Below are 26,238 nucleotides of genomic sequence, written 5' to 3'. Positions count from 1 at the left end.
AGCCCTTAACAAGCTAAACAGAAAAAAGGCTGTTCCATTTGGAATCGGCCTTTTTTACATATCATTTTTCCTTTAAGTCTTTTAAATAATCCAGTGTATCGGTGAATTTTTCAACTGGAACGATTTTCATTTCAGTCTTGATGTCTTCTGCAGCTTCTTTTGCATGTTTGTAGTTATCTGCCTTTACCGGGGCAAAGAAGACTTCAGCACCTGCATTGTCAGCAGCTACAATTTTTTGTTTGATCCCGCCGATCGGACCAACCTCACCCTTCTCATTCATCGTCCCTGTTCCCGCAATCTGATAACCTTTCGTCCAATCCTCTTTCGTCAATTGGTTGTAGATTTCAAGTGTGAACATCAAGCCAGCTGATGGACCACCAATTTTATTAGTGTCGATTTTCAAATCGGGATCAGTCTTTATTTCTGTATATGTAACCGGATATGTGATCCCGATTCCAGCACGTTCTTCTTCACTGTTTTGGACAACATCTTTCGGAAAAGGCTTCAATGGAACCGTTATCTCTTTTTCTTTCGAATCTCTGTTAACTGTAAGTTTAACCTTTTCGTTCGCCTCAAATTTTTTCAACCGGTTGACAAGTTCTTCAGCCGTTTTGATTTCTTTTCCATTCAATGCGATGATCAGATCCCCCACTTTCAGTTTATCTGCAGCGGGCATACCTGAAATGACACCGGTTATGAATACACCTTTATTAAGGATTTCGATCGATTTGTCTGCTTCCTTATATGCGACAATCGTGGCAGCATGCTGCGAGCTTTGCATCAACTGGAGCTGTCGGGATTCATATTCTTCTTCTGTTTCGTCAGATCCGCGTATTTGATCTTCAGGAATCACTTCTCGATATTCACTGACTTTCGCCCATAAGTATTCTGCCGCATTTGCTTTCCCCACCAAAACTGTGGTAAGCATGAATGAGCCTTTTGCTTGGTTCCTCTCTTCAACCTCGATAATCGGAGTCAGTACCTTTGCATCACCTGGTTGCGTGAAGTAATAAGGAAGTGGTAAGAAAGCGATCAAAATGGCTAATAAAATGACAACCCATGGCCATTGGGCTCTAATTCTTTTCATTCTTCTTCCTCCAGTCGCGTATCGCAGCTTTAATATCTTTTATGCGATTTTTGGTTTCCGCTTCACCAATTGTAATGATATCATCAATATCCTTGAACGCAGATGAACTGTAATTTTCCACCAGAGGTCTGATCAGTACATCTGTAGAAATATGGTTCGCTTTTACAAGTTCTCGCTGCATGATGTCGATGCTTTGCATGATAACATCAAAGATTGTATTGATTTCTGGGTCTTTTTTTATATGTGAGATATCAACCGCAATGACAAGATCCGCTCCCATCTCTTTAACTACAGAAACAGGTACTCGATCGATGACCCCACCATCAATTAAGAGTCTTCCATCTTTTTCATATGGTACAAAAATACCTGGAACAGCAATACTTGCCCTGACAGCTTCAGATATAGCGCCTTTGGTAATGACGACCTTTTCACCCTTATAAAGATCTGTAGCTATGATGGAAAAAGGCAGATCTAACTCTTCAATATTTTTCCCTTTCGTCAAAGCATGGATCAGTTGCTTCACTTTTTCCCCCGCTACAAATCCCATTTTCGGAACAGTATAATCTATATAATATCTTCTTCGGAACATCCTTGCCATCTTCACCATCGTTTCAGGCTTATGCCCGGTACAATAAAATGCACCTACAAGAGCACCCATACTGCTTCCTGCAATCATATGGATAGGAATTTTCGCTTCGACCAACGCTTTCAAAACGCCTATATGCGCAAACCCTCTAGCTCCTCCAGACCCTAGAGCTAAACCGATCTTTGGCTGATTCACAGGATGACCTCCTCTTTTCATCTAAGAACATTGCATCAAGGTCTAAACTCAGTATATTCACGTATAAATGAATGAGGACAACTTATCAAACGTCCATCCTTATTTCATCGTATTCATAAGGAGGCTTTGGATTGTACCATTCTCGAATGAAAAATTCACTTTTTGCAATAGTCGCTTCACTATTTGCTTTATCTTTAATGGTATACCCAAAAGCAGCATTTGAATCATCATTGACCGGATTGAAAATGTGGTGGGAAATCGTTTTTCCTTCATTACTCCCATTTTTCATCATAAGTGAACTGTTAATTTGCTTCGGTGTCGTGCGTTTTGTTGGTGTGATGATGGAACCGATCATGCGCCCGCTCTTCAAGGTCCCTGGTTCAGGAGGATTTGTATGGGCTATGGGGATCTCCTCTGGATTTCCAGCAGGTGCGAAACTGACTGCAAGACTTAGACAGGAGAAGGAAATCTCTCGCATCGAAGCAGAACGTCTCGTTTCATTCACCAATTGTTCCAATCCGTTATTCATACTAGGGGCTGTAGCGGTCGGCTTTTTCGATAATGCAGAGTTAGGTGTGCTTCTTGCTGCAGCGCATTATATCGGTAATATCTTTGTAGGCTTCCTCATGCGCTTTTACGGTTCTGATGACGTCCGCCCAAAACGACACTATTCACCTGGGCCAGACAAAAGGTTGAGCCTTGCACTTGATAGGATGTATCAAGTCAGGAAAAGAGATCCGCGTCCATTCGGGCAACAGCTGGGAGATGCTGTCAGACACTCTATCCAGACCCTATTGATGATTGGTGGATTCATCCTACTTTTTTCTGTATTGAATAGGATGCTGACAGAGTTCCATATTACTATGTTTATGGCTTCTATCATGTCCACATTTATGGCTTTGATAGGCTTTGCTCAAGCTCTGATTCCACCCTTTCTTTCAGGGATGTTCGAAATTACACTCGGCAGCAAATTGATCAGTGAAACAAGTGGTTCTGCCCTTTTGGAACAAGCTGTGCTGGTTAGCTTCGTCCTGGCCTTTAATGGCTTTTCCGTTCAGGCTCAGGTAGCAAGCATCTTAGCGGAGACGGATATACGTTTCAAACCATTCCTCCTCGCAAGGATTATGCATGGATTCATCGCTGCTATTTTGACCATCCTTCTATGGGAACCACTGTATGTAAAACAAACGTCACAAGGAAAAGTGGTGGAGACCTTTGCATCTCATCCATCAATTTCATGGATTTATGATGCATGGCATTCCTTATTGACTGTTGGAGCAATGATCACCTTCATCAGCTTGATCATTTTTATTTTGATACATTTAAAATCCATCAAACACTACAAGATTATGTAAAAGTGTGGAACGGATTATTTTGCAAACTTCTCCTTCAATGCCTCCTCCACTACTTTAGGGACTAGATCAGTAACTGGAGAATGATATTTTGCAACTTCTTTTACAATACTTGAACTTAGGAATGAATATTGATTATTCGTCATCATGAAAAATGTCTCTACCGATTCATCGAGCTTCCGGTTGATGGACGTGATCTGCATTTCATATTCAAAGTCAGAAACGGCTCTTAATCCTCTCAAAATGACTTTTGCACCGGTCGTTCGAACATAATCCATGAGCAAACCATCGCACCAATCGACTTTGATGTTCGGAATCTCATTAGTAGTTTCTTTTATAAGATCCATACGTTCTTCGACTGTGAAAAGTGACTGTTTACTTTGATTGTGCGCTACGACTACAATCACTTCGTCAAAAACACTTGCACCTCTGGAGATGATGTCAAGATGACCGTATGTGATCGGATCGAAGCTACCTGGGCATATAGCCAGTTTCTTATTCATGTAGTTCTTCCCCCTCGGTTTCATTTGTATATATTGTAACCGCTGTTGTGCTATTATATTGCTCATGCTTTAGACAAACGCAACCAGCGATTTGTTCTGGAAGCTTCAGCATTGCATCATGTTCCGTGACAATCACCGCAGCCGGTTCTAACAATTCATTTTCCTTTAAAAATTCGATTTCCTTTTTGATCTTTTGCTTTTTATAAGGCGGGTCCAGGAACACGTAACTGAATTTGATCCTCCTCTTTCGAAGCGCTTTCAATGCGCGGTATGAATCATTCCGAAAAACCTCTACTCGATCATTCAAGTCAAGGGTGTCCAGATTTTCTTTTATCGTTTCCACGGCTTTTGGATCGACATCAATTACGATTGCTTTAGCCATACCTCTACTCATACCTTCAATGGTAAGAGCACCACTTCCGCCATACAGATCCAACGAGGTCCCCCCCTCAAAATATGGACCAATGATGTTGAAGATCGATTCACGTATTTTGTCAGATGTCGGTCTTGTACCTGAACCTGGTACAGCCTTTACCTTACGGCCTTTAAACTCTCCTGATATTATTCTCATCACGTATAACCTCACCGTAGTTTTATTTACCTTCACTATCCTACCACAAAAGCAGCTAATTCTTAAATACAGCGTATAGAAGCTTTACAACTGTACAATAATAGGATTACAACACCTCAATCAGGTGTTGTAAGTTGAACCACGGAGTAAGCTTAATTTCCCCATAAGCTTTACTCCGGTTTCTCCTCTCCCATTGTTCTGTCCCTACGGCAAATGAACATTTCCATAATGTTTCTAGGCATGTAAGGGTATGGAACAGCCCGCAGGTATCTACCTGCGGGCCTTTTTTTTGATTGTACCTCAAAGAAGTTTCTACATAAATCAACAATAGAACTTCTCCTTCATTCATGCTAAAGTTATCAATGGAATAAGCTCTGTTGAAATGGCTGTTTTCTAATAGTTTGTTGCTAATGAATTTTGTAAAGAGAGATGCTGAAACCTTTCGGCAGGGGAAATATGCAAGACTCCAGCGGGAAAGCAAGCTAAGCGAGGCCCCGCAAGCGAGGAACGAGCTGAGGAGGCTTGCAGATTGCCCGCGGAAAGCGAGTGTATTTCCAAAAAAAACAATCTATACGAAAACAGCCATTAAAAAAGAGGAGGTCAAAACTATGATTCAACGTTTTATAGAACTTGGTGAAGGTTATTCGGATTTATATGAACTCATTGAAATTGCTGAAACAAATACGCATCGTCTAACAACGTTCATTGCTTTAAAAACAAAGATAAATGAAAAGGAAGTTTGTTCCCTGGCGATCGTCTTACAATCTGCAGGTGAATCAAACTTCCAACCCATCTATATTTGCCGTGAAGGCGTCGCTGAACATTCGAAACGGTGGGACTTGTTCCAAGATTGTGCTTCTACGCATAATAAGGAACTAAAAATACTAGAGGTAAAACAATCAAACGAATTTAGTGAAAAAGAGCTTTATTATCAATATCTCACAGGAATCTTTAGGATGCAGCATATCATTCCTGCTTGGCAATGATAATGTTCAATCGCGATTAAAGCCCTATTTTATAATCATATTCTTTCGCCTTATCCGGACGTGCATTTTGATACTCTGTCTTAATATAAGCTTTATGAGAAGGTTCTACTTTCTTCACAAAATGAAGTTTTTCAATCTTCTCGATGATGCGATCTTTCTGGGCGGTATCGCAATACAATACTGCATATTTCATCCGTTTCGAAACATAATGGATGTTGCCAAATTTACGAAGTTGTTTTATGTATTTTAATGAATGAAGCCAGATGGCTAATCCAGTTCGATTCGTTAGCATGAGCGGAACTCCTTTTAACCAGTTTTAATTCAGTCTAGCATGAAGATAAACCGCACGCAATTACTTATATGACTTTACCTGAGGTGGTAGTCCATGGATCTTGAAACGGTTTGGAGTATGTTTATGAAAAAACTGCTCAACACTTCAAAGTTTACAGATGTGTCAATTGCAAAAAGGGCAGGCATACCGTTCCTTTATTTAACATCAGATTCCTCTATTGAGAGGAAAGAAGTGGAACAGATCATCGAAAGGGCTGCTGTATCAGCAATGAAAGGGAAACGTCTGCACTTCGAATCCACTTATGTTCGCTCCGAAGAACAAATGATCGTTTACCGATGTCGTTTTTATGTCCCGCAACAAAAGATGTTCTGTTGTGGAAACCTTTGTCATGACTGTATTCGTTTTCGTTGATCTTTCAAAACTTACCACTTTTTAAGCATGGCTTTTTTAATTAATACTGTTGATTTCTGACTAAGTTTGATTGAAGCGAAATTTGCGACACTCATGCGGGAAAAGCGAGCCAGGCGTGGCCCCACTCTTAAAGGATCTTCGACTAAAAGACAGCACATCCTGTGCAAGTGAGGAGGCTTGCGGATCTAGGGCTAATGCTTTGAAGTGATGTCTAGCTCAGCGACCAGTCACTTGGATCACTTCAAACTTCCTGCGGCGGCAACACATTGATTGACATCCTTATGAGTAGGCACACGCAGAACCAAGTCTTGTTTGGTTCGAGCCTCCTCGTCAGTTCTCCAATGACCTACGTGAACTAATCGGGTCTCTTCCGCTTTTCGTCTCCCCGCGGAAAGGGAGTGAATTTCGCAAAAATCTACAAAAAAGTATAACAAAGCCTTAAGTAGAAGAAAAAGAGGATAACCTTTGAACGGTTACCCTCTCCCAATAATTCTATTAACCGCAGCCGCATGCTCCTCCAGATCCACATCCTCCACCACACGACATGTTATCGAAGAAAGGGTTGCCTGTTGGTACCTTGATGTTTTTAGAAACTTGACCTGCCAGTATACCACAGATATCATTCAAAAGCGTTTCAAGTTCTTTTTCAGCTTTTTTGAATGATGCCACAGTCTCGTTAAGATCTATCTCACGCTTCAAGACACGGATGTCCGTGGACACAGTCTTGTAATCCGGATGATATTTACCGAAGCGTTGAACCTCTTCATACTTTTCCTTCATTTTGGAGAACTCATGAATCATTTTCTGAGCCTCTTTATCTTTTTGAAGCTTCTTCTTAGCTTCTTTATATTCTTGTCCTGTATCTGAATTGACGATGACTGATGCCAATTCATCGGCACCGTCCAGTATTTCAATACTCTCTACTGTTGCTAACATATAAAAACACACCTCCACCCTGCATTTCTGGGTTATGTATAGTATGCCACAAATTGTCCCCTTATTTCCAATCTTTCATTCTAAGATATTCCACCTCAAATATTTCTTCATTCCTTATTACACTAAAAAATTTTATTGACAGTTTTTCATTCCAGCTATATAATTTTCTCGTTTAGTATATTTTAGGGGATAGTAAAATGAAAATTGTAACATTTAATCCATTCCGGACGATCGGCATTCCTGGGATTCGGTATATCAAACCTGAGCTTATGTTTCGGGAACAGGCGTCGATCAAGAATGCGGATGTAATTTTATTTCCAGAGCATTGGCAGGTCAATTCACTTGTATATGGACTCAAGAAACCCATATTCCCAAGTGTCGAATCTATACATTTGGGTCACGATAAAGTAGAAATGACAAGAGCCCTTTGGACAGTAAGCCCTGAACACGTTCCATATACTGAAATTCTAGGGAATTCTAAAAAGAACATCGATTATATCCTGGAAACATTTCCTTTTCCATTCGTGGCGAAGGAGCCCCGTAATTCGATGGGACGTGGCGTTTTTCTAATTCATTCAGAAGAGGAATTCATAGAATACGCAGTAAACAACTCCGCCCTTTACATCCAGGAATTCTTGGAAATGGATCGGGATTTAAGAGTGTGTGTTGTCGGGGAAGAAGTAATCGCGGCATACTGGCGGTCAGGCGAAAATCAATTTCATAATAATGTAGCAAAAGGTGGTAGCATTTCGTTTCATGATATTCCCGAGGATGCTCTCAAGCTTACGATCGAAGTAGCGAGAGAATTGAACATCAACCATGCGGGATTTGATCTTGCGGTAGTTGACGGAAGGTTTTACTTTTTGGAGTTCAATACGTTATTTGGAAATGAGGCGCTCCGAGCAGAGAAAATCAATCTTGAAGAAAAGATATTTCAATATCTTTTAGAGCAATTCAGGCCGTTACTTCCGCCAAACCCGATCGGAACAACCTTGAAAGTACCTTCTTGATCATCAGGGGATGGTCACTACAAATTGCTCATACAAACCCTCGATCGTCTTCCCTTGACTATCTACAAGGGTAACCGCGATTTCATGTGTCCCTTTAGACAAGTTTTTTACAATGAAAGCTGCTTTATATACAGAATAGGGCTTTTGATGATCCACCGAGATTTTCAGATGCCCTTCTTTGTTTGTATTTGAAGTGCTTCTATCGGTAAATTGAAATCCTGGCACATAACATTCCACAAACACATCATCATTTGACACCATATGTCTGACTGTCAATGATAAGGTGCTGGCAGGATTTGTAACTTCAACAACCTGAAAGGCTGACGGGTCTTTTTCTATCGTTACCTTGTGTATCTTTCCCGGACCGTTAATCTGACAACCTGATATGATAGTGATGATTATTACAAAAGCGATTACACGAAAAATAACCACACCGGATGCACCTCCTCATCCGATAGGTTTTACAGGTGTCCTGTAAAATATCCCATGCTCATATAATCGGTCCCTAATTCCAAATAAAAGGTTGACTCATAAGTTGTGCTAACCTCCCATACACCGGAATTTAGAGGTTATACACACTCTGTTGCGAGTCAACCTTCATTAATGTTTTACAAACAATTGAAAGAGTCTAGAAAGTGTTTCAATCTGTCCATGTAAACGGTCGATTTTCTGTCCGAATGTCTGACCATAAAAGAATTTCGCTTCATTTTCCAGCTCTTGTATTGCAGCGGGGTCACGTGATAACTTACGATACCAATCAGGATGTTCACGGACGATGAATTTCAGCTCTGGTCGTTGATCTAAGTAATCAATGATTTCTTTACGCATCCTGCATACTCCCTTTATTAATCTTTGAAAAATTGGTTAAACGGATTGTTTTGATATGGTGGTCTTCTTGGACCTTTAGATTGAAATTGCTGTAACATATCTTGGATACCAGCCATTGCGGAACTAAGTTGTGAAGCATATTGGCGCACTTCATCCATATCCATGTTCTTGAACATCGTAAGGATTTCCCCGACAGAGATATCATTTACGTTTTTCCCTTTTTTCTTCGTCTTCCCTGTTGCTGTAGATGAAACTCCAATCTTCCGCTCTATATAGTTACCCCATTGTTCATGATCTTCTCCGAGTAGATTCCACTCTGTAAACACATCTTGCCAGGTCTGGTTTCCGTTCTTTACGTGATCGATTAATCCAGGGTGTGAGCGTACAAACATCTTGAATTGTTCGACCTTTTCATTATTTTTCGCTTGCTTACTCACTATAATGCCTCCCATACGTTCAACTCAAGCCTACAGTATATAGTACAACGCAGGAGTTGATTATGTTCGCCTATTTTATAGTTGCAAGTGTGATTTTTTCACTGGTACACTTGAATAAGTAAATATGAAAAGAGGACATCAAATGGAAACAGTGGATCAACTGCTTGAGAAAGCAAAAGGTATAATTGAAAACGGCTCGAATGAGGATATGAACGTGTTAAAGCAAGTTTTGGATGGAATAGATGGTAAGAGGAGAGGAAAGTACAATACATATATAACAGCGTTCATGGAGACTGAAATCGAAGAAAATGGAGCTCAGCTTGTCATGACGATCCCGATCACCCCGTTTTTGGCGAATACTGTGGATATCGTACATGGAGGTTTTACAGCTACACTCGCAGATACAGCAATGGGTACTTTCGTCAACCGGAAGATACCAGATGATAAAGTGGCTGTCACATCCGAAATGAAAATAAACTACACCGCACCGGGAGTTGGAGAATTCCTTAAATGCAGAGCAGAAATTCTCCACCTAGGGACGAAGACTTCTGTGACAGAAGCAAAGATTTACAATGAAAACGGTACCCTTGTTGCAGCAGCAACCGGAAGCTTTTATCTGGTTCCAAGAAAAGCCTAGATGAAGGCTTAAGTATCACGGAAAAGAAGTTGATTTCGCTAAATACTATAAAGAGTAACAGACACATAGAAAAGGGGAGACTCTTACCAAAAGTCTCCCCTTTTTCTACGTATATATCATTGTCACCACGGTACGATGAAGTTCTGAGTATAATACCTCTGATATACGCCTACACCGAGGTGTGTGAATTCCTTATTCAACATCGCTTTACGGTGCCCTTCGCTATTCAACCAACCGACCACTGCTTCGATGCCATCAATATAATTTGCGGCTATATTTTCTCCAGCTTGGATGTATTTGATATCTTTTCTGTCCAACCGATTTGATAAATTACCTGTGTTCGGTGATTCATGAGAAAAGTAATTTTCTTCATTCATTTCCTTGCTATGTCCAAAAGCAACCTGTGACGTTTCTTCATGCCATTGGAGTGCCGGGACATTGTATTGTTTACGGATGACATTCGTCAGTGTGAATATTTGAATCTCTTCAGCATTTTGAACTTCTTCCCAATTCCTCTGGTCCAATTCTGGTTGGTCGATCAACTTGCCCCGATATTCAAGGGAATAAGGACGCTGCATGATCAATACCTCCGGCGTCACGTAGCGGATCCCGACGAGGGTTTCTTTGAATTTATCCATATAAAGCTGCGCCCATATCCCATTGATTTTTACAAGTGGTCTGGTTTTCATCTCTTCTTGTGTCAATTCAAATTGGTATTCATTTCCTTCAACCTTGAGCTTCGCTTTATTATCCATCTTAAGATGCTTTTCAACTTCAGATCGTTTTTGCCCAATTTTCAAAGGAGAAACATCTACTTTCTTCCCAATGACAAACATGGTGACCACTCTGCCTTTATCCAGTCCAAACTGGATATACTGGTCTGGATCCTGATCGTAAATCCACCATTGGTACCCGTAAGAAGTAGGATCGATCCGATCAGGTTCACCTATTTTGGTAATCAATTCTTCCTGGTTCATTTGGAAAAATTTGCTGATACCTTCTTCAGGTAAATCGAGGTCGCTGCTTGGCTGATCAGAAGAATCCGATTCAGTTTGTTCAATAGGGGGTTCTGAATAATCCGGGAGTTCGGTTAAATCATCGTAAAATATGCTGAATCCATAAAATATGACTGCAATTATGATGATCAATCCAATACTTCTCATACACCCTCCCCCTTTTTTTCTTAAAGGCTTTATTAAATAATACTGTTAAAGTGAATTTCTCAAAAATCAACAATCAGGTATAACCAAGCCTTATAAAAAGGTTGTCGAATCTTACTTTCACATTACCGTATAGCTCTATACTTGTCTATCCATAGAATACAATCTATTAATTAACATCTTATTCAATTTATCACTTCGCAATACCTCACTATAACACAAAAAAGTTGACCTTCAAATAAGGTCAACCAGACGTTTCTATTCAATGCATTGGTTGATCCGGCTCCGCTTCTGATATTTCAGTCAATGCGCTCCCAGCTTGTTGATTACTTTCATAATGGGTAGCTAGATCTCCTAATGAGACAATACCAACAAGTTTACTCTGCTCAACGATTGGTAACCTCCGTATCTCATGTTTGGACATGAGCTTTACAGCTTCCTCTATTCCCATATCAGGTGTCCCGGTAATAATTTCATTACTCATGACATCAGTAATCTTTGAGGCATTCGGCTTTTTTTCTGCTACACCTCGGATCACAATATCACGATCAGTAATCATGCCAACTAGCTTGTCATCTTCACATACTGGAATGGCGCCTACGTTATCTTCCTTCATTTTGACAGCTGCTTCATACACGTTATCAAGTGTTGTACAATAATCCACGTTGTCAGTCATTATATCCCTTAATTTTTTCATAAACATCAACCTTCCTTCGAATAGAATTTTTTGTGTGTCTGTTGGTCTGTGTTTAACGTTACCATCGCTCGCTTTCATTCTGTTGCATATTGTCTAGTCTTGCCAAATTTTCGATTTCTTTTCAAAAATCATATATAATTGTAAGGAATCATAACTGAAAGATTGCATCTTAATCTGTTTCGTACTATTATTATGAAGGAAGAACATATCGAAGGATGTGGAGGATGACACATGAAATTTGAAGAAATCGGACTAGCAGGTAAAGTCATTAATTTTGAAATACTCGAACATTTGATGCATGATGTCGGATTGGTCCGTGCTGGCCAATGGGATTACGAACGAATTACATATGATTATAAGTTTGAAAGTATGGATACTGGTGAGGTATTCTATTTAAGAATTCCTTGCTATGCAGTCGAAGGAGAAGTTGAATCCTCGCATGCATTGATCAAAATTATGGAACCATACCTTGGAAAGCATTATTACCCTCACGGTGTTGAATACGATGAGGATTTTCCGAAAAATGTCGTTACAACCTGTAAAAAGATTTTGAATAAACTTAATGAAGAAATTGATAAGCATCATACAGCGTAAAAGGGGCTGACTTAAAAGTCGCCCTTTTTTTGTACAGCTATTTTTCGGATTCATTTATTTGAATTTTCTTTAACAATGATCATATTTCCGGCTGGAGCTCTGTTCATAATTTCACAAAACCAATATAATATAAAGTAAGGACTAAAAGACGTTATTTTGATTTTTCATTGTCCAAGCCTGATACATATGAATTTTGGCGGGAAAGGAGGACCAAGTTGAACCAATTTTCAACACGTAAACGTTGGATCATTTACACGTTAGTCGCACTCATTGTCATTGCATCATTTGTATGGATCCTGCCGATTGCACTTCCCATCGTTTTTGCACTGTTGACCGCTTTGCTTTTAGAACCGGCTGTTAAAATGTTTCAAAAGAAATTCTCCTTCAAACGTAACTTATCCGTATTCATCGTGTTTTCACTTTTCGTCGTTCTGATGGGGATCGGGAGCTATTTTTTGGTAACTAAAGTAGTCACTTCTGCCATTAATTTCGTGGAAAATTCCCCAACCTATATTTCAGAAGTGAATAATGTATGGGATGATATAGAGAAAAATTTTGAAAAAGCAGCACAAGATCTGCCGGAAGAAATCGTAATTGAAATCAATAGTCAAGTAGATCAATTTTTAGAGTCGATTCGGACGAAACTGCTTGAGAAGAACTATATTGAATCACTTACTTCTCTGGTTTCTTTCATCCCAAGTTTTCTCGTAAGTATTATTGTTTACCTTCTTACATTATTCTTATTTCTCTTAGATATCCCCCGATTGAAAAAAAGGGTCTATTCACATATGACTGAAAAAACTGCAGAGAAAGTGCATTTCATGAGCACAAGATTATCTTATGTTATTTTCGGTTTCATGAAAGCGCAATTTTTAGTCAGCATTGTCATATTCATCGCAGCATTAATCGGTCTATACATGATTGTTCCTAAGGTTGCTCTATTAATGGCGTTCATCATCTGGGTGATCGATTTCATTCCGATCATCGGTTCGATTGTCATTCTTGGACCGTGGGCACTGTATTATCTGCTTATCGGTAATGTCGTTTTAGGAACAAAGCTAGCAGTATTAGCAGTCATTCTTTTGATTATCCGACGTACAGTCGAACCGAAAGTGATGGGCCACCATATCGGTTTATCAGCACTTTCCACCCTGATTGCAATGTACCTTGGTCTGAAGTTATTGGGCATGATAGGCTTCATAGCCGGCCCGCTTATTCTGATTATTTTCAATTCTGCTCGGGAAGCAGGAATTGTAAAGACCAACTTTAAAATTTAATCGAACACAGGAAAGGCTGTCCCCGAAGTGAAATATTCTTCTAGGACAGCCTTTCCTATTGTCTGATTAAAAAAAGTCGTATAGGAATGGAATTTGCTTATTAATCACCTTTTCCAGCACTTCAATTTCTTCAGGCTTTCCAACTAATCTGCCTTGTGCTGCTAACTGACCTGGCGTTTGATAATTGAAAAACAGTGCACTAAGTGTGTTGACGTCACATTGGACCCCTTTTTCAGGGGGATGTGTGCAACTCGCGCCTTCTTTTGGAGGAAAATGATCCACTTGAATTTCTCCCTCTCGATTCATCCTGATGATAAATGTTCCCCTATTCCATTCTGCCAATGGGTCATCCAGATGGATAATCAAAGGTTTTTCCAAAAACACCTGAAACGGATACACTTTTATGAATTGTTTAAAGTCAACAATTCTACTCATGAAATAAGAACTGATTTCCTGTTTTATCTTTGGATCGAACATCAGAAATTCAAAGTTTTCATCAATTGCTGGATGCAGTTGAATAGAATCGACCATAGAGTCGTGGTTTCTTACAAACTGCAGCATAACCATTTTTGCTTCCTCATTCAAAGAAACCCATTCTTCAATCTCCATCACATTCTTTTTGACACGATAGACGAGATATCCTTTGTCCTTTCCATTTTCATCGAGATAGACAGCGACAATATCACGAGGGTTATCGAGAACAGAATTCCGCCACCACTTTTCTGTCCTTTTCAACATTCCTGCGTATTTCTGCGCATACTTATCATAAATCCGATCTAATCTTTCAACATCATGTTCAATTCGGATCACTTTTCCTTTTGTATGGACATACCTTGTTGCTAATTGTTCAGGTTTTATTTCATACTTTTTGATGCTGTGTGTCAGTTCCCACCCATACTTCCGATAAAAGGACACAGAAAAAGGATGCAGCATTGAAACAGATTGACCATTGTCTTTCATCACTTCCAAAGATCTTTTCATTAATGCTTTGATGTGACCTTTACGACGATATTCCGGCCAACTTGCGACCCCAGCTATGCCTCCCATCGACATGACTTTGCCGCCCAACCATATTTCCAACGGGTGTATCAATAATTTAGAAGCCATAATCCCATTATCAAATATGGCCCAGCAGTTTTCCATCTCTGTCATATCTCGTCTTTTTCTTTTATCTTCTTCTGAAAGTTCATATTGAAATGCGAATTCGCCCATTTTGAGAAAATCATCGAACTCATTTGCTTTAATCGTCCTAAGTTCCATATGTATCCCCCTTCTTTTCTAAAACTGCCCCTATAAGTATACAGGATTCCCTTATTGAATTCCTTCAATTGCTACTGGTTACTGTAAAGAAAAAGATCGACTCTACCACCTGAGTCGACCTTGAAGAAATTACTGTTCATTTAACGATAATCTTGCTTTTGCTTCATTCATAATCTTCAATTCGTCTTCTTTATCTTGTGCACGTTCCTTTCGAACCCAACGAATCAAAATGTATAAGAGAATTCCACCATAGATAATTTCCTGTGCAATCTTCATGATGACCCCGCCTGCTTGTTGATCATCGAGCGGCTGAAGGAATGAAAATATCTGTGGGGCATTCATATATGTTTTATAAATCAGATCATCAGCAAAAATGATCAAGGCACATGCTGGTGTCAATAAGACACCATCTGCAAAAATATATCCCACCTTTTGAAGATCCGACAACGTATCTTGTTCCGGTAATGGCCCGATTACTGGCCACCACATCATAAATGAACTCGTCAGTAGGATGATATGTGTAATTTCATGTAAAAGAAGATTTCCCATTACCGTATCAAAGATGACCGGCAAGTGGTACAGCGATATCAATATGTTGAATAAAATCAAGGCGATCAAAGGTTTTGTGAAAAATCGGAATATCCGTCCTATGATGCCAACGCCAAAGATTTTCCTATAAAACTCCTTCGGCAATCCGATCAGTAAAAGCGGGGGAACAATAAAATAGAGTAGACTCATCTGCAGCATATGTGCTGAAAACGAGTAATGATGTCCAATGGCACTCAATGGCGTCCCCTTCGCAATGTAAAAACCGATCACCGCTATCGTGAACCATACTTTTTGTCCTGTTGTCACAGTCCCCTTTAAAGGACCATTTTTTGTATAGTAAAAATAGATACCAATCACAGCAATGCATATCAATAAAACAAATGGGCTCCATAAAGCTGTCCAACTTATTTCGCTTAATGAATTCTGGTGTTCTCCGTGCATCTCAATCACTCCTTGCTCAGTACTCTCTTCCTATCATATCAAAAAATAATAAAACTATCGTGTGGGTGTAAAACAATTTTGTGTCAGTCTAAGGAATAATCAGCAAAACCAAGCCATAGATGCAGCGGCCAATCATGCCCTCACCGTGTGATAGCTTTAGGTTTAAGCGAAACTCACGACACTCCTGCGGGAATAGCAAGCCAGGCGAGACCCCGCAGAATCAAGGATCTTTCTTCGACTAACAACCACCACGTTCTGTGCAAGTGAGTGAGGAGGCTTGCGGAAGTAGGTAAATGCCGGAAGTGATGTATAGCTCAGCGACCAGTCACTTGGATCACTTCAAACTTCCTGCGGCGGTCGACACATTGAATGACACCTTATGTGGGAGCCCACGCAGAACCAAGTCTTTGTTTGGTTCGAGCCTCCTCGTCCGTTCGCCAGTGACCTTCGTGACTAATCAGGTCGCTTCCGCTTTTCGTTTGCCCGCGGAAAGGGAGTGGATTTCGCAGAAATCATACATAAAAAGGACCGACTCATACTGAGTCAGCCCCATATTCATATTACCAAATCAATCCTACAAGAGTACCTACTGTAATGACAGCAATTAATAACCCACTTGCAATTCCCCACATTGGGAATTCATGTCCTTTATGTCCAAGGTGCATCCAAATGTATAGCTGGAAAAAGACCTGAACACATGCTAGAACAATGATGAAAAGAATTGCCAGGGAATTAGATACTGCGTCACTTGCAATTGCTGCAAACGCAACGATGGTCAATAAAATCATCATAACGAATGAAACATTATGCTGACGACGTTCTTGCTTTAATTTGATCTTCTTTTGTAAGGACGAGTGGTGATGGACTGAGTTTTGTTGTTCATTACTAGCCATCGATTACCCCACCTTTCCCATAAGATAAACTACTGTAAAGATGAATACCCACACTACATCAACAAAGTGCCAGTATAGTGCAAACAGATAATACTTTGGAGCATTGTACAATGTCAAGCCGCGACCACTGTTACGGATAAGTAAAACTGCAATCCATAGACAACCGAATAAAACGTGTCCTCCGTGGAATCCGACAAGCGTATAGAATGCAGATCCAAATGCTCCGGATGTGAAGGTATGCCCTTCATGTACATAATGTATGAACTCATAAATCTCTAGACCTAAAAATGACAATCCAAGTAGTAAGGTGATGAATAACCATCTTCGCATCTGTTTAACCTTGTTTTCTTTTAACGCCAATACAGCGTACACACTTGTCAAACTACTTGTAAGTAGGATGATGGTTGCTGCAAAAACCATCGGCAATTGGAAAATTTCTGAAGCTTCAGGTCCTTTTCCAAATGAATTACGTAATCCGAGATATGTTCCGAATAATGTTGCGAATAGTACAGTTTCTCCACCTAAAAACAACCAGAATCCTAAAAACTTGTTTTTACCTTCCAGGGTAGCTTTTTCAGGGGATTCAGGGAAGTTTTGATCGGTTAAGCGTTCACCTACATCCATTATACGTCAACCCCCTTATCCTCTTTCAGTAAATCCTCTTTATGGAGATGATGTCCGTGATCATCGATCCAAGATCTTAAGAACATACATGCCAATCCGATTCCTAGTCCAGCGATGATCGCAATCAATGCCGGAGTCCCAGCAGAATTGAAATAAATGAATCCAAATCCTGCGATGAAGAATCCTAGTGACATGACAAATGGAAGAATAGAGTTGTTAGGCATATGGATATCCCCAACAGGCTCTGCAGGTGTCATCTTCTTGTTCCCTGCCATCTTCTCAATCCAAAGTGCATCCAATCCACGAACTAAAGGTGTTTGCAAGAAGTTATAATGGGGTGTTGGGTTTGGAATCGCCCATTCAAGCGTACGTCCATCCCAAGGATCCCCGCCGACTTTCTTACCTTTAGCATGTGTAGCAATTACATTAATAATGAAAACAATTGTTCCTACGGCCATTAAAAAGGCACCAATTGTACTGATAAAGTTCATCGAACCAAGTCCGAATTCTTCAGGGTACGTAAAGTAACGACGAGGCATACCCATCAGTCCTAGGAAATGTTGAGGGAAGAATGTCAAATGGAATCCAATGAAGAAAGTCCAGAAGTTCCATTTTCCAAGGGCTTCATTCAACATCAATCCGAACATACGTGGATACCAGTAGTATAATCCAGCAAATAGTCCTAGAATCAACCCACCTACGATAACATAGTGGAAGTGAGCTACAACGAAATAACTGTCATGATATTGATAATCGGCAGGTGCTGCAGCAAGCATGACACCTGTTACCCCACCCATTACGAACGTTGGAATGAATCCAACTGCAAACAGGTTAGCTGTGGTAAAGCTGATTTTTCCGCCCCACATCGTAAAGACCCAGTTGAAGATCTTTACCCCAGTCGGGATGGCGATTGCCATGGTAGCGACAGCAAAAATCGAGTTTGCAACCGGCCCTAGTCCAACTGTAAACATATGGTGAGCCCAAACCATGAAGCCCAGGAATCCGATCAATACAGTTGCGAATACCATTGCACTGTATCCGAATAGACGTTTTTTTGAGAATGTTGCTACTACTTCTGAAATGATACCGAACGCTGGTAAGATCAGAATATATACTTCAGGGTGTCCGAAAATCCAGAAAATATGTTCCCAGATGATTGCGTTACCACCCATATTCGCATCAAAGAAATTAGCTTCAAATACCCGGTCGAACATGAGCAGGAAAAATCCAATTGTCAACGCAGGGAAAGCGAAAAGAATAAGTCCGGACGTTACGAATGCTGTCCATGTGAATAAAGGCATACGCATGAATGTCATACCAGGTGCTCTCATATTGATGATCGTTACGAGGAAATTGATTCCCCCCATCAACGTACCTGCACCGGCAATCTGTAAACCTAACACATAGAAATCAACGCCATGCCCGCTTGATGTAGTTGAGAGTGGTGCGTAAGCGGTCCACCCAGCATCAGGAGCTCCCCCTAAGAACCAACTCAGGTTCAATAGGATTCCACCGAAGAAGAAAAGCCAAAATCCTAATGAGTTTACAAAAGGGAACGCTACGTCACGGGCTCCTATCTGTAATGGTACGACCGCGTTCATAAACCCGAATATAATCGGCATGGCTGCCAAGAAAATCATTGTTGTACCATGCATGGTAAGTACTTGGTTATATAGATTTCCTGTTAAGAATGCCATTTCAGGACTCATTAATTGAATACGGATTAATACTGCTTCTAAACCCCCGACTAAGAAGAAGAATCCGCCGGAAACGAGGTATAGAATTCCAATTTTCTTATGATCGACTGTAGTCAGCCAATCCCATAGCACGCTTTTTTTCGCTGCATGTGCGTTACTCACGATAGTACCTCCTTTTTAAAGCGATTGAAACTTGCTTATTCAGCGGTTTCAAGTTCCATTAAGTAGTCTGCTAGTGCATCTAATTGTTCTTCATTGAAATTGAAATCAGGCATATTGTTACCAGGTTTCATTTCTTGTGGATCATTGATCCATTTCTTGATGTTATCTTTATTATGATCTGCAATACCTGCTACCTTCTCATTGTCGGCAAATCCAGTTAACGCAGGACCTACATTACCACCCTTATCTCCGACAGCATGACATTGGAGACAGTTCTGTTCAAAAATCTTTTGCCCTTGCGCTACTTCAGAAGGAGCATCATCGAATTTTGTATTTTTCATACTTTCGATCCACGCGTCAAACTCATCACGCTCGACAACTTTCACTTTAAAATACATCAAGGCATGGGAATCACCACAAAGTTCAGCACATGCACCTTGGAAAGTTCCAGTTTTCTCAGGATGAAGCCACATTTTATTTGTCAATTTATCTCCAGGATTCGTATCCATTTTTCCTGCAATACTAGGAATCCAGAATGAATGGATAACATCAGCAGAGCTTAACTCAATGTTCACTCTTTCATCAACAGGAAGATAAAGTTCTTGTGCAGTGACAACTTCTTGATCAGGATACTCAAACTCCCACCAATACTGGTGTCCTGTGACTTTAATCGTCATCGGCCCTTTCTTTTCTTCCTCTCCACCATCTTCAGTTGCTTCAGCACTCTTTTCGCTGACTGCAAGGTCGAAAGTGGTCATTACTGTCGGCACCGCAAGCACCAATAGGAGCACGATCGGAATCGCAGTCCAAAGAACCTCAAGCATATGGTTCCCTTCAACTTGTTCAGGGATGGAATCGTCCCCTTTACGATGTCGGAATTTCACTAATACATAACCAAAAAGAATAAAAACAACTACAAGTACGACAACCATAATTGCAAGGCTTAAGACCATCAGATCGAATAGAGCGCTAGCACCTTTACCTTGTGGTTGAAGTGCGGATATTTGTTCATTACCGCATCCAATTAAACCAAGCATCATAATCCCAAATAATGGAACAAGACGCCCGAGTCGTAGCCATCGTTTCATTACTACATCAAACCCCGCTTTCTCTGTTGTACTATAAACAATTTTTAATTTATGTAACCGCTTAAGGGAAATATCGTAATCCCTTTAGCGATTGACGATGATCATTACAACGAACATGATGGTCAAATAATTCAATGAGTAAACGAACATCATTCTTGCCCATTTAATGTCGTTTTTCATGTAGAATCCGGCTATGCCAAGGGCCAGCCATCCTAAACCAAGTACAGCCGCAACAGTAAAGTATACCATTCCAAAATGATATAGGTACAAACTTACCGGAAGCAACGCCGCAACATAAACTACCATCTGTCGTTTTGTCATATTGAAACCTGAAACAACAGGAAGCATTGGAATTCCTGCTTTTCGGTATTCTTCACATCGTTTCATAGCTAAAGCCAAAAAGTGAGGCGGCTGCCATAAAAACATTATCAAGAACAAGTGCCATGCTGTCATATGCAAATCAGGATCGACAGCTGCCCAACCGATGAGTGGAGGTATTGCACCTGAAATCCCACCAACTACAGTGTTGATAGAATGGGTCCGCTTCAACCACATCGTATAGACGATGACATAGACAAAAAGTCCAATCACACCAAGAAGTGCTGCCATCAAGGAGGCAAACATCAACAACAGTGTCCCGAGAGCAGAAAGTATGATTCCAACCCAGAGTACTTGGTTTGCATCAATTTTCCCTGTAACTGTAGGTCTTTCATATGTTCTTTCCATCAAATGGTCGATATCACGATCGATATAATTGTTAAGAGAGCATCCTCCTGCTATGACTAGTGCTGCACCTAAGAGAGTCAGCAATGCTGTAGGAATATTCGCAATAAAACTTGCATCCGTAACTTTCAATGCGATCCAAAAACCTGCGAACGTCGTAATGAGGTTGGACATTACGATCCCCATCTTAGCAAGTGTCAAGAAATCTTTCCAAGTACCTGTAGGTTTTGATTCAGACAATGGTCCAGGCTCCATAACTCTGCTTGATGCTTCATATGTTGTCGTATTCATTTTGCTCATGCTTCCACCTCCTTCTAAATGCTCTTCACCCCAACTCTTACATTAAAACATAAGTGTGAGTAAAACACCTATTCTAATTTATCAGTAAAAGGGGTTTATGAAAATAACTTTTTGCAAATTGTCTATGCTTGTTCACAATTACGATAAATTCTTCCCGACACATATGATACGATATTGTCGATTGAAATTGTCCTTTAACATTATAAACGAATTCAGTAGTTTTGTATACTTGCTCTAGTGTTCAATCGACATACGTAGTCCTTGTTTCAGATGATTCAGTTTGGCCCTTTCATTTTGATTTGTGTAAGGGTAGTCGATTGCTTTAGACTTATTCTTAATGGTAAGGTTCACCAAACTTCTAATTATTATAGAACAAATAGTTACTTTTTCTTAATTAATATAGAGAAGGTGTCAGTAATGAATCGATATTTAAAATTTTATGCGATCCTGACTAGTCTGGGTATGCTCATAGTCTTACTGATGGGTGCCATTGTAACCACTACAGGATCTGGCGAAGGGTGCGGAAACTCATGGCCACTATGTTACGGTGAAGTGCTTCCTTCCCAACCTAAAGTAGAAACAATGATTGAATATAGTCACAGAATTGTGTCGGCGGCTCTTGGTTTGATGGTTGTCATATTGGCAATTTGGTCATGGATGAAATTCAAGCAAATCCGAGAAGTAAAATGGCTTGCATTTTTGTCTGTGTTTTTCATCGTTTTCCAAGGTTTATTAGGTGCAGCTGCTGTGATTTGGGGGCAGTCCTCCTTTGTACTGGCACTTCACTTCGGTTTTTCATTAATATCCTTTGCGAGTGTTGTGTTATTGGCTGTTGTCATTTTTGAGAATGGAAATGATCGAGCCACATTGAAGATCAATAAAAATTTCAAACTGAATATCTATCTTCTTTTCATCTATCTTTACACTCTTGTATACACAGGAGCATTAGTAAGACACACAAAAGCAAGTCTGGCATGCTCAGGTTGGCCGTTATGTAATGGACAGCTCTTGCCTCCGACGACTGAATTAGAAGTGATCCATTATATTCATCGCTTTATGGCAGGTTTATTGTTTATCTGGATCTTGTTGAGCTTTATTCAAATCAGAACCTATTATAAAAATATGAAAATCTTGTACAATTCATTTTTATTGCTGTTGATTCTCGTATCCTTGCAGGTCACTACTGGAGCATTGATCATTTTCACCAAGTTGAATCTCTTCATCGGCTTAATGCACGGCCTGTTCGTTTCCCTATTGTTTGCAACGCTAAGTTATCTGGTAATGGTTGCCTTACGGAAAGACTGAATAGATGGTTATTCGAAAAAGAGCTGACCCCTATCATCGGTGATGATTGATTGGATCAGCTCTTTTTATTTTCGTCTGTTTTCGTACAGGTTGGTGTTTTAGGCCATGTTTAAGGACTTTGTTGATTTTAAGCGAAATATACTCGTAAATAAAAAAGGACCTCCCTAGATGGAAAGCCCTTCTTGCACAATTACGCTAATTCAATCAATAGATCACCTGGTTGTATGGTAGTCCCGTTCGATACGAATATGTCTTTGACTTCGGAGTCATATGGAGCTTGAATCGTGGTCTCCATTTTCATCGCTTCTGTTATCATCAGATGATCACCCTTCTTAACCTTTTCAACTTTTTCAACAAGTACTTTTATTACAGTACCAGGCATCGAAGCCCCGATGTGTTTCTCGTTGTTCTTATCTGCTTTCGGTTTAGCAACCACTTCAGCTTTTACATTCTCGTCTTTTACAACTACTTCTCGAGGTTGGCCATTTAACTCGAAGTAAACGGTTCTCGTACCGTCTAACTGAGGCTCTCCAATTGAGACGAGTTTCAAAATCAAGGTCTTACCTTGCTCAATTTCAACTTCGACCTCTTCACCTAGCCTCATACCATATAAGAATGTAGGTGTATCAAGAACACTGATATCACCGAACTGATCGATCATCTGCTCTCGATCAAGGTAAACCTTCGGGTAAAGTGCATAAGAAATAAGGTCATGACTTGTAACCGGTCGATTCAATTTATAGTAGAGAACATCTTGCAACTCTTTGAAATCAACTGGTTCCAGCATTTCACCTGGTCTAGCGTTAAGCGGTTCTCTTCCTTTCAGTATGATTTGCTGCAACTCTCTTGGAAAACCCTGATACGGCTGTCCTAGATACCCCTGGAACATTTCAACGACCGAATCTGGAAAATCGAGTGATTGGCCTTTTTCAAAAATGTCATCTTCAGTCAGATCATTTTGTACCATATAAAGGGCCATATCTCCAACCACCTTTGACGATGGTGTAACTTTAACAATATCTCCGAACAGGTCATTCACCCGGCGGTACATGCTTTTTACTTCATCCCAACGATCACCGAGACCGACAGCTTTTGCCTGCTGCTGTAAATTACTATATTGTCCACCCGGCATCTCATGGTCATAAATCTCTGTATGCGGTGCGATCAAACCGCTTTCGAATCCTTGATAATATTTTCGGACATCTTCCCAATAGTGAGAGAGCTCTTCAAGATTATGGATCGATACTTTCGGCTGCCTTTCACTTCCCTCAAGCGCGTAATAAAGGGAATTCGCACTCGGCTGGGAGGTCATACCTGCCATTGAACTGATTGCCACATCCACAATATCGACGCCAGCATCCACGGCTTTGGCATAAGTCATGATTCCGTTTCCGCTTGTGTCGTGAGTATGGAGATGGATCGGTATACTCACGGCTTCTTTTAAAGCAGAAATCAATTCATATGCTGCTTGAGGTTTCAACAGTCCAGCCATATCTTTTATACCGAGGATATGAGCGCCTGCTTGCTCAAGCTCTTTTGCCATATTCACATAATAATCCAAGTTATACTTCGGTCTTTTTGGATCAAGAATATCTCCTGTATAACAAATCGAAGCTTCTGCAACTTTCCCAGTTTCTCTTACCGCATCAATCGCAACCTTCATTCCATCGAGCCAATTCAAGCTATCAAAAATTCGGAACACATCAATTCCTGCTGCTGCAGATTTACTTACGAATTCTCGGATGACGTTGTCCGGATAGTTTTTATAACCAACGGCATTGGAGGCTCTCAAAAGCATTTGGAACAAAACATTCGGAGACTTTTTCCTAAGTTGAATCAGTCGTTCCCATGGATCTTCATTCAAAAAACGATAAGAAACATCAAATGTAGCTCCTCCCCACATTTCCAGTGAAAAGAGCTCTGGAACTTGGCGGGAAGTCGGTTCTGCAATTTGAAGCAGATCATGAGTTCTTACTCGGGTAGCGAGCAGGGATTGATGTGCATCCCTGAAAGTTGTGTCTGTCAGTAGCACTTCATCGCGGGATTTAATCCATTCCGTAAGTCCTTCGACACCTTGCTCATCCAAAATTTGTTTCGTTCCATCTAGTAACGGTTTCGTATAGTTTACATAAGGAATTCTCGGATTACTGAAAGCTGGTTTCTTTTGGACACCCAATCCAGGGAAGCCATTAACTGTTACATTTGCGATATAAGACAGCATTTTCGTCCCGCGGTCTTTCCTTTTCGGAAACACAAATAATTCCGGTGTTGTATCAATGAATGATGTATTGTATTCAGCAGATACGAACTTCTCGTGTTTAATCACATTCTCCAGGAATGAAATGTTCGTCTTGATGCCACGGATACGGAACTCTCTTAAGTTACGGACCATCTTGGAAGCTGCTTGTTCAAATGACAATGCCCATGTAGACACTTTGACGAGCAAGGAATCGTAGTGAGGGGTAATAACTGCACCCTGGAATCCGTTTCCTGCATCAAGACGAACTCCAAAGCCGCCTCCAGTACGATAAGCCATGATCTTTCCGGTATCAGGCATGAAATTATTTGCTGGGTCTTCCGTCGTTACACGACATTGTATAGCAAAGCCATGGCAATCAATCTTGTCTTGCATCGGTATCCCGAGAGGTTTTTCATGTAATTGATAACCTTCAGCAATCATGATTTGTGATTGAACGATATCAATACCTGTGATCATTTCCGTGATCGTGTGTTCAACTTGAACTCGTGGATTCACTTCAATGAAGTAGAATGACCCATCTTCTGAAACAAGGAATTCGACTGTTCCGGCGTTCACATAATTGATATTGTCCATCAATTTGACAGCTGCTGTACAAATTTCATCACGTTGTTCATCACTCAAAGAGACACTCGGTGCTACTTCAACAACTTTCTGATGACGACGTTGGACAGAACAATCGCGGTCATATAAATGAACGACATTGCCGTGTTTATCAGCAAGGATTTGAACTTCAATATGCTTCGGATTTTCAACAAACTTCTCAACATAGATTTCGTCTTTACCAAAAGCCGCTTTCGCTTCTGATTTAGCCCGATCATAGGCATCAGCAAGTGAAGCCATATTCCGGACGATCCGCATTCCTCTTCCGCCACCGCCAAGGGTCGCTTTAATGATGATCGGAAAGCCATGCTCTTTCGCAAAGCTCCGTACATCATCAAGTGTCTCGACAGGACCATCACTCCCCGGAATAACCGGAATATCAGCCTTGATCGCTTGTTCTCTTGCTTTGACTTTGTCACCGAACATATCCAAATGTTCAGTATTTGGACCAATGAAGATGATCCCCTCTTCTTCGCACCTTTTTGCAAAATGAGTATTTTCTGAAAGGAATCCATAACCTGGATGGATGGCCTCTACATCATAACGCTTGGCCACTTCAATGATGCCTTCAATATCAAGATATGCATCGATTGGCTTTTTACCTTCACCAATCAAATAAGCTTCATCTGCTTTGTATCGATGGAAAGAACCAGAGTCTTCCTTCGAGTAGACCGCAACTGTACGAATATCCAATTCTGTACAAGCACGAAAGATTCGAATGGCAATTTCTCCACGGTTGGCGACAAGAATTTTGTTGATCTTTTGCATTTTGATATT

Annotated in this window: 27 protein-coding genes; 8 read left to right on the top strand and 19 right to left on the bottom strand. The window is 40.5% G+C overall.

What is annotated here, in order from left to right:
- Positions 1-61: 61 nt before the first annotated feature.
- Both KOL94_RS03450 and KOL94_RS03445 read right to left on the bottom strand, forming a co-directional pair.
- A complete protein-coding gene (locus tag KOL94_RS03450) occupies positions 62-1,087 on the bottom strand; it encodes a SepM family pheromone-processing serine protease (protein WP_221564069.1) in 1,026 nt (341 codons plus the stop codon).
- Positions 1,074-1,868, bottom strand: a complete 795-nt coding sequence (locus KOL94_RS03445; RefSeq protein WP_221564068.1) for a patatin-like phospholipase family protein — start codon at positions 1,866-1,868, stop codon at positions 1,074-1,076. Before KOL94_RS03445 ends, KOL94_RS03450 begins: the two co-directional genes overlap by 14 nt.
- Before the next feature lie 131 nt (positions 1,869-1,999).
- On the opposite strand from KOL94_RS03445, the gene ylbJ reads away from it, so the two are divergent.
- Complete coding sequence (ylbJ, locus tag KOL94_RS03440) at positions 2,000-3,223, top strand: sporulation integral membrane protein YlbJ (RefSeq protein WP_311775098.1); 1,224 nt, start codon at positions 2,000-2,002, stop codon at positions 3,221-3,223.
- 14 nt (positions 3,224-3,237) lie between these two features.
- Here ylbJ and coaD read toward each other — a convergent pair whose 3' ends face one another.
- Together coaD and rsmD are read right to left on the bottom strand one after the other, a co-directional pair.
- Positions 3,238-3,723 (bottom strand): pantetheine-phosphate adenylyltransferase, encoded by a 486-nt coding sequence (gene coaD, locus KOL94_RS03435; RefSeq protein ID WP_221564067.1) that lies wholly within the window; start codon positions 3,721-3,723, stop codon positions 3,238-3,240.
- Positions 3,716-4,294, bottom strand: a complete 579-nt coding sequence (rsmD, locus tag KOL94_RS03430; RefSeq protein WP_221564066.1) for a 16S rRNA (guanine(966)-N(2))-methyltransferase RsmD — start codon at positions 4,292-4,294, stop codon at positions 3,716-3,718. Before rsmD ends, coaD begins: the two co-directional genes overlap by 8 nt.
- A 608-nt stretch (positions 4,295-4,902) precedes the next feature.
- Between rsmD and KOL94_RS03425 the strand changes: the two genes are divergently transcribed.
- Positions 4,903-5,280, top strand: a complete 378-nt coding sequence (locus KOL94_RS03425) for a DUF7147 family protein (RefSeq protein WP_221564065.1) — start codon at positions 4,903-4,905, stop codon at positions 5,278-5,280.
- A 16-nt stretch (positions 5,281-5,296) separates the two neighbouring features.
- Here the strand turns inward: KOL94_RS03425 and KOL94_RS03420 are convergent, their stop codons facing one another.
- Positions 5,297-5,572, bottom strand: coding sequence for a YlbG family protein (locus KOL94_RS03420; RefSeq protein WP_221564064.1), 276 nt, complete (start codon positions 5,570-5,572; stop codon positions 5,297-5,299).
- A gap of 93 nt (positions 5,573-5,665) precedes the next feature.
- Between KOL94_RS03420 and KOL94_RS03415 the strand changes: the two genes are divergently transcribed.
- Positions 5,666-5,983 (top strand): hypothetical protein, encoded by a 318-nt coding sequence (locus KOL94_RS03415; RefSeq protein ID WP_221564062.1) that lies wholly within the window; start codon positions 5,666-5,668, stop codon positions 5,981-5,983.
- A 495-nt stretch (positions 5,984-6,478) separates the two neighbouring features.
- Here the strand turns inward: KOL94_RS03415 and KOL94_RS03410 are convergent, their stop codons facing one another.
- Complete coding sequence (locus KOL94_RS03410) at positions 6,479-6,919, bottom strand: YlbF/YmcA family competence regulator (RefSeq protein ID WP_221564059.1); 441 nt, start codon at positions 6,917-6,919, stop codon at positions 6,479-6,481.
- Positions 6,920-7,116: 197 nt separating this feature from the next.
- Between KOL94_RS03410 and KOL94_RS03405 the strand changes: the two genes are divergently transcribed.
- On the top strand, positions 7,117-7,929 hold the full coding sequence (locus KOL94_RS03405) for an ATP-grasp domain-containing protein (RefSeq protein ID WP_221564057.1): 813 nt from the start codon (positions 7,117-7,119) through the stop codon (positions 7,927-7,929).
- 3 nt (positions 7,930-7,932) lie between these two features.
- On the opposite strand, the gene KOL94_RS03400 is transcribed toward KOL94_RS03405, so the two are convergent.
- The 3 genes from KOL94_RS03400 to ylbD all read right to left on the bottom strand — a co-directional run bounded on the left by KOL94_RS03400 (position 7,933) and on the right by ylbD (position 9,194).
- Positions 7,933-8,361, bottom strand: coding sequence for a hypothetical protein (locus KOL94_RS03400; RefSeq protein WP_221564055.1), 429 nt, complete (start codon positions 8,359-8,361; stop codon positions 7,933-7,935).
- A 168-nt stretch (positions 8,362-8,529) separates the two neighbouring features.
- The gene (locus tag KOL94_RS03395) at positions 8,530-8,757 is read right to left on the bottom strand and encodes a YlbE-like family protein (protein WP_221564053.1); all 228 of its coding nucleotides are present in this window, start codon (positions 8,755-8,757) and stop codon (positions 8,530-8,532) included.
- 17 nt (positions 8,758-8,774) lie between these two features.
- Positions 8,775-9,194: a spore coat protein YlbD gene (gene ylbD / locus KOL94_RS03390; RefSeq protein WP_221564051.1), complete on the bottom strand. Its 420-nt coding sequence runs from the start codon at positions 9,192-9,194 to the stop codon at positions 8,775-8,777.
- Between the two features lie 142 nt (positions 9,195-9,336).
- On the opposite strand from ylbD, the gene KOL94_RS03385 reads away from it, so the two are divergent.
- Positions 9,337-9,831: a PaaI family thioesterase gene (locus KOL94_RS03385; protein ID WP_221564049.1), complete on the top strand. Its 495-nt coding sequence runs from the start codon at positions 9,337-9,339 to the stop codon at positions 9,829-9,831.
- A gap of 122 nt (positions 9,832-9,953) precedes the next feature.
- Here the strand turns inward: KOL94_RS03385 and KOL94_RS03380 are convergent, their stop codons facing one another.
- Together KOL94_RS03380 and KOL94_RS03375 are read right to left on the bottom strand one after the other, a co-directional pair.
- Entirely contained in the window at positions 9,954-10,994 is a 1,041-nt protein-coding gene (locus KOL94_RS03380) for a CAP domain-containing protein (protein WP_221564047.1), read from the bottom strand.
- Positions 10,995-11,253: 259 nt separating this feature from the next.
- Positions 11,254-11,688 carry a CBS domain-containing protein gene (locus KOL94_RS03375; protein ID WP_221564045.1) on the bottom strand — a complete coding sequence of 145 codons (435 nt, stop codon included), beginning with the start codon at positions 11,686-11,688 and terminating at the stop codon, positions 11,254-11,256.
- 231 nt (positions 11,689-11,919) lie between these two features.
- Between KOL94_RS03375 and KOL94_RS03370 the strand changes: the two genes are divergently transcribed.
- Both KOL94_RS03370 and ytvI read left to right on the top strand, forming a co-directional pair.
- Positions 11,920-12,282 carry a YugN family protein gene (locus KOL94_RS03370; RefSeq protein WP_221564043.1) on the top strand — a complete coding sequence of 121 codons (363 nt, stop codon included), beginning with the start codon at positions 11,920-11,922 and terminating at the stop codon, positions 12,280-12,282.
- Between the two features lie 215 nt (positions 12,283-12,497).
- A complete protein-coding gene (ytvI, locus tag KOL94_RS03365; protein WP_221564041.1) occupies positions 12,498-13,559 on the top strand; it encodes a sporulation integral membrane protein YtvI in 1,062 nt (353 codons plus the stop codon).
- Positions 13,560-13,625: 66 nt separating this feature from the next.
- On the opposite strand, the gene KOL94_RS03360 is transcribed toward ytvI, so the two are convergent.
- The 7 genes from KOL94_RS03360 to cyoE form a co-directional block, all read right to left on the bottom strand.
- The gene (locus tag KOL94_RS03360; protein ID WP_221564039.1) at positions 13,626-14,819 is read right to left on the bottom strand and encodes a GNAT family N-acetyltransferase; all 1,194 of its coding nucleotides are present in this window, start codon (positions 14,817-14,819) and stop codon (positions 13,626-13,628) included.
- Between the two features lie 129 nt (positions 14,820-14,948).
- Entirely contained in the window at positions 14,949-15,809 is an 861-nt protein-coding gene (locus KOL94_RS03355) for a cytochrome c oxidase assembly protein (protein ID WP_221564037.1), read from the bottom strand.
- Between the two features lie 560 nt (positions 15,810-16,369).
- Positions 16,370-16,702 carry a cytochrome C oxidase subunit IV family protein gene (locus KOL94_RS03350; RefSeq protein ID WP_221564035.1) on the bottom strand — a complete coding sequence of 111 codons (333 nt, stop codon included), beginning with the start codon at positions 16,700-16,702 and terminating at the stop codon, positions 16,370-16,372.
- A gap of 3 nt (positions 16,703-16,705) precedes the next feature.
- A complete protein-coding gene (locus KOL94_RS03345) occupies positions 16,706-17,326 on the bottom strand; it encodes a cytochrome (ubi)quinol oxidase subunit III (RefSeq protein WP_221564033.1) in 621 nt (206 codons plus the stop codon).
- Positions 17,326-19,185, bottom strand: coding sequence for a cytochrome c oxidase subunit I (ctaD, locus tag KOL94_RS03340; RefSeq protein WP_221564031.1), 1,860 nt, complete (start codon positions 19,183-19,185; stop codon positions 17,326-17,328). Before ctaD ends, KOL94_RS03345 begins: the two co-directional genes overlap by 1 nt.
- Before the next feature lie 35 nt (positions 19,186-19,220).
- Positions 19,221-20,273, bottom strand: coding sequence for a cytochrome c oxidase subunit II (gene coxB, locus KOL94_RS03335; RefSeq protein WP_221564029.1), 1,053 nt, complete (start codon positions 20,271-20,273; stop codon positions 19,221-19,223).
- Between the two features lie 84 nt (positions 20,274-20,357).
- Positions 20,358-21,296 (bottom strand): heme o synthase, encoded by a 939-nt coding sequence (gene cyoE / locus KOL94_RS03330; RefSeq protein WP_221564026.1) that lies wholly within the window; start codon positions 21,294-21,296, stop codon positions 20,358-20,360.
- 417 nt (positions 21,297-21,713) lie between these two features.
- Between cyoE and KOL94_RS03325 the strand changes: the two genes are divergently transcribed.
- Positions 21,714-22,601, top strand: a complete 888-nt coding sequence (locus KOL94_RS03325; RefSeq protein WP_221564025.1) for a COX15/CtaA family protein — start codon at positions 21,714-21,716, stop codon at positions 22,599-22,601.
- Positions 22,602-22,791: 190 nt separating this feature from the next.
- On the opposite strand, the gene pyc is transcribed toward KOL94_RS03325, so the two are convergent.
- Positions 22,792-26,229 carry a pyruvate carboxylase gene (pyc, locus tag KOL94_RS03320; RefSeq protein ID WP_221564022.1) on the bottom strand — a complete coding sequence of 1,146 codons (3,438 nt, stop codon included), beginning with the start codon at positions 26,227-26,229 and terminating at the stop codon, positions 22,792-22,794.
- Positions 26,230-26,238: the final 9 nt, after the last annotated feature.

It is taken from the genome of Alkalihalobacillus sp. TS-13, from assembly GCF_019720915.1.
In the GTDB taxonomy this organism is placed as follows: domain Bacteria; phylum Bacillota; class Bacilli; order Bacillales; family Fictibacillaceae; genus Pseudalkalibacillus.
Note: the sequence above shows the minus strand (reverse complement) of the source record. Positions and strands in the feature narration are given on the sequence as shown.

What these genes read in the sequence shown, in the direction of transcription:
- pyc (WP_221564022.1), bottom strand. Translation starts at nt 26,229, where the DNA reads ATGCAAAAGATCAACAAAATTCTTGTCGCCAACCGTGGAGAAATTGCC.
- KOL94_RS03375 (WP_221564045.1), bottom strand. Translation starts at nt 11,688, where the DNA reads ATGAAAAAATTAAGGGATATAATGACTGACAACGTGGATTATTGTACA.
- KOL94_RS03395 (WP_221564053.1), bottom strand. Translation starts at nt 8,757, where the DNA reads ATGCGTAAAGAAATCATTGATTACTTAGATCAACGACCAGAGCTGAAA.
- KOL94_RS03345 (WP_221564033.1), bottom strand. Translation starts at nt 17,326, where the DNA reads ATGGATGTAGGTGAACGCTTAACCGATCAAAACTTCCCTGAATCCCCT.
- cyoE (WP_221564026.1), bottom strand. Translation starts at nt 21,296, where the DNA reads ATGAGCAAAATGAATACGACAACATATGAAGCATCAAGCAGAGTTATG.
- KOL94_RS03380 (WP_221564047.1), bottom strand. Translation starts at nt 10,994, where the DNA reads ATGAGAAGTATTGGATTGATCATCATAATTGCAGTCATATTTTATGGA.
- KOL94_RS03415 (WP_221564062.1), top strand. Translation starts at nt 5,666, where the DNA reads ATGGATCTTGAAACGGTTTGGAGTATGTTTATGAAAAAACTGCTCAAC.
- rsmD (WP_221564066.1), bottom strand. Translation starts at nt 4,294, where the DNA reads ATGAGAATAATATCAGGAGAGTTTAAAGGCCGTAAGGTAAAGGCTGTA.
- KOL94_RS03385 (WP_221564049.1), top strand. Translation starts at nt 9,337, where the DNA reads ATGGAAACAGTGGATCAACTGCTTGAGAAAGCAAAAGGTATAATTGAA.
- KOL94_RS03420 (WP_221564064.1), bottom strand. Translation starts at nt 5,572, where the DNA reads ATGCTAACGAATCGAACTGGATTAGCCATCTGGCTTCATTCATTAAAA.
- KOL94_RS03370 (WP_221564043.1), top strand. Translation starts at nt 11,920, where the DNA reads ATGAAATTTGAAGAAATCGGACTAGCAGGTAAAGTCATTAATTTTGAA.
- coxB (WP_221564029.1), bottom strand. Translation starts at nt 20,273, where the DNA reads ATGAAACGATGGCTACGACTCGGGCGTCTTGTTCCATTATTTGGGATT.
- KOL94_RS03425 (WP_221564065.1), top strand. Translation starts at nt 4,903, where the DNA reads ATGATTCAACGTTTTATAGAACTTGGTGAAGGTTATTCGGATTTATAT.
- KOL94_RS03405 (WP_221564057.1), top strand. Translation starts at nt 7,117, where the DNA reads ATGAAAATTGTAACATTTAATCCATTCCGGACGATCGGCATTCCTGGG.
- KOL94_RS03350 (WP_221564035.1), bottom strand. Translation starts at nt 16,702, where the DNA reads ATGGCTAGTAATGAACAACAAAACTCAGTCCATCACCACTCGTCCTTA.
- KOL94_RS03410 (WP_221564059.1), bottom strand. Translation starts at nt 6,919, where the DNA reads ATGTTAGCAACAGTAGAGAGTATTGAAATACTGGACGGTGCCGATGAA.
- KOL94_RS03360 (WP_221564039.1), bottom strand. Translation starts at nt 14,819, where the DNA reads ATGGAACTTAGGACGATTAAAGCAAATGAGTTCGATGATTTTCTCAAA.
- KOL94_RS03450 (WP_221564069.1), bottom strand. Translation starts at nt 1,087, where the DNA reads ATGAAAAGAATTAGAGCCCAATGGCCATGGGTTGTCATTTTATTAGCC.
- coaD (WP_221564067.1), bottom strand. Translation starts at nt 3,723, where the DNA reads ATGAATAAGAAACTGGCTATATGCCCAGGTAGCTTCGATCCGATCACA.
- KOL94_RS03325 (WP_221564025.1), top strand. Translation starts at nt 21,714, where the DNA reads ATGAATCGATATTTAAAATTTTATGCGATCCTGACTAGTCTGGGTATG.
- KOL94_RS03355 (WP_221564037.1), bottom strand. Translation starts at nt 15,809, where the DNA reads ATGCACGGAGAACACCAGAATTCATTAAGCGAAATAAGTTGGACAGCT.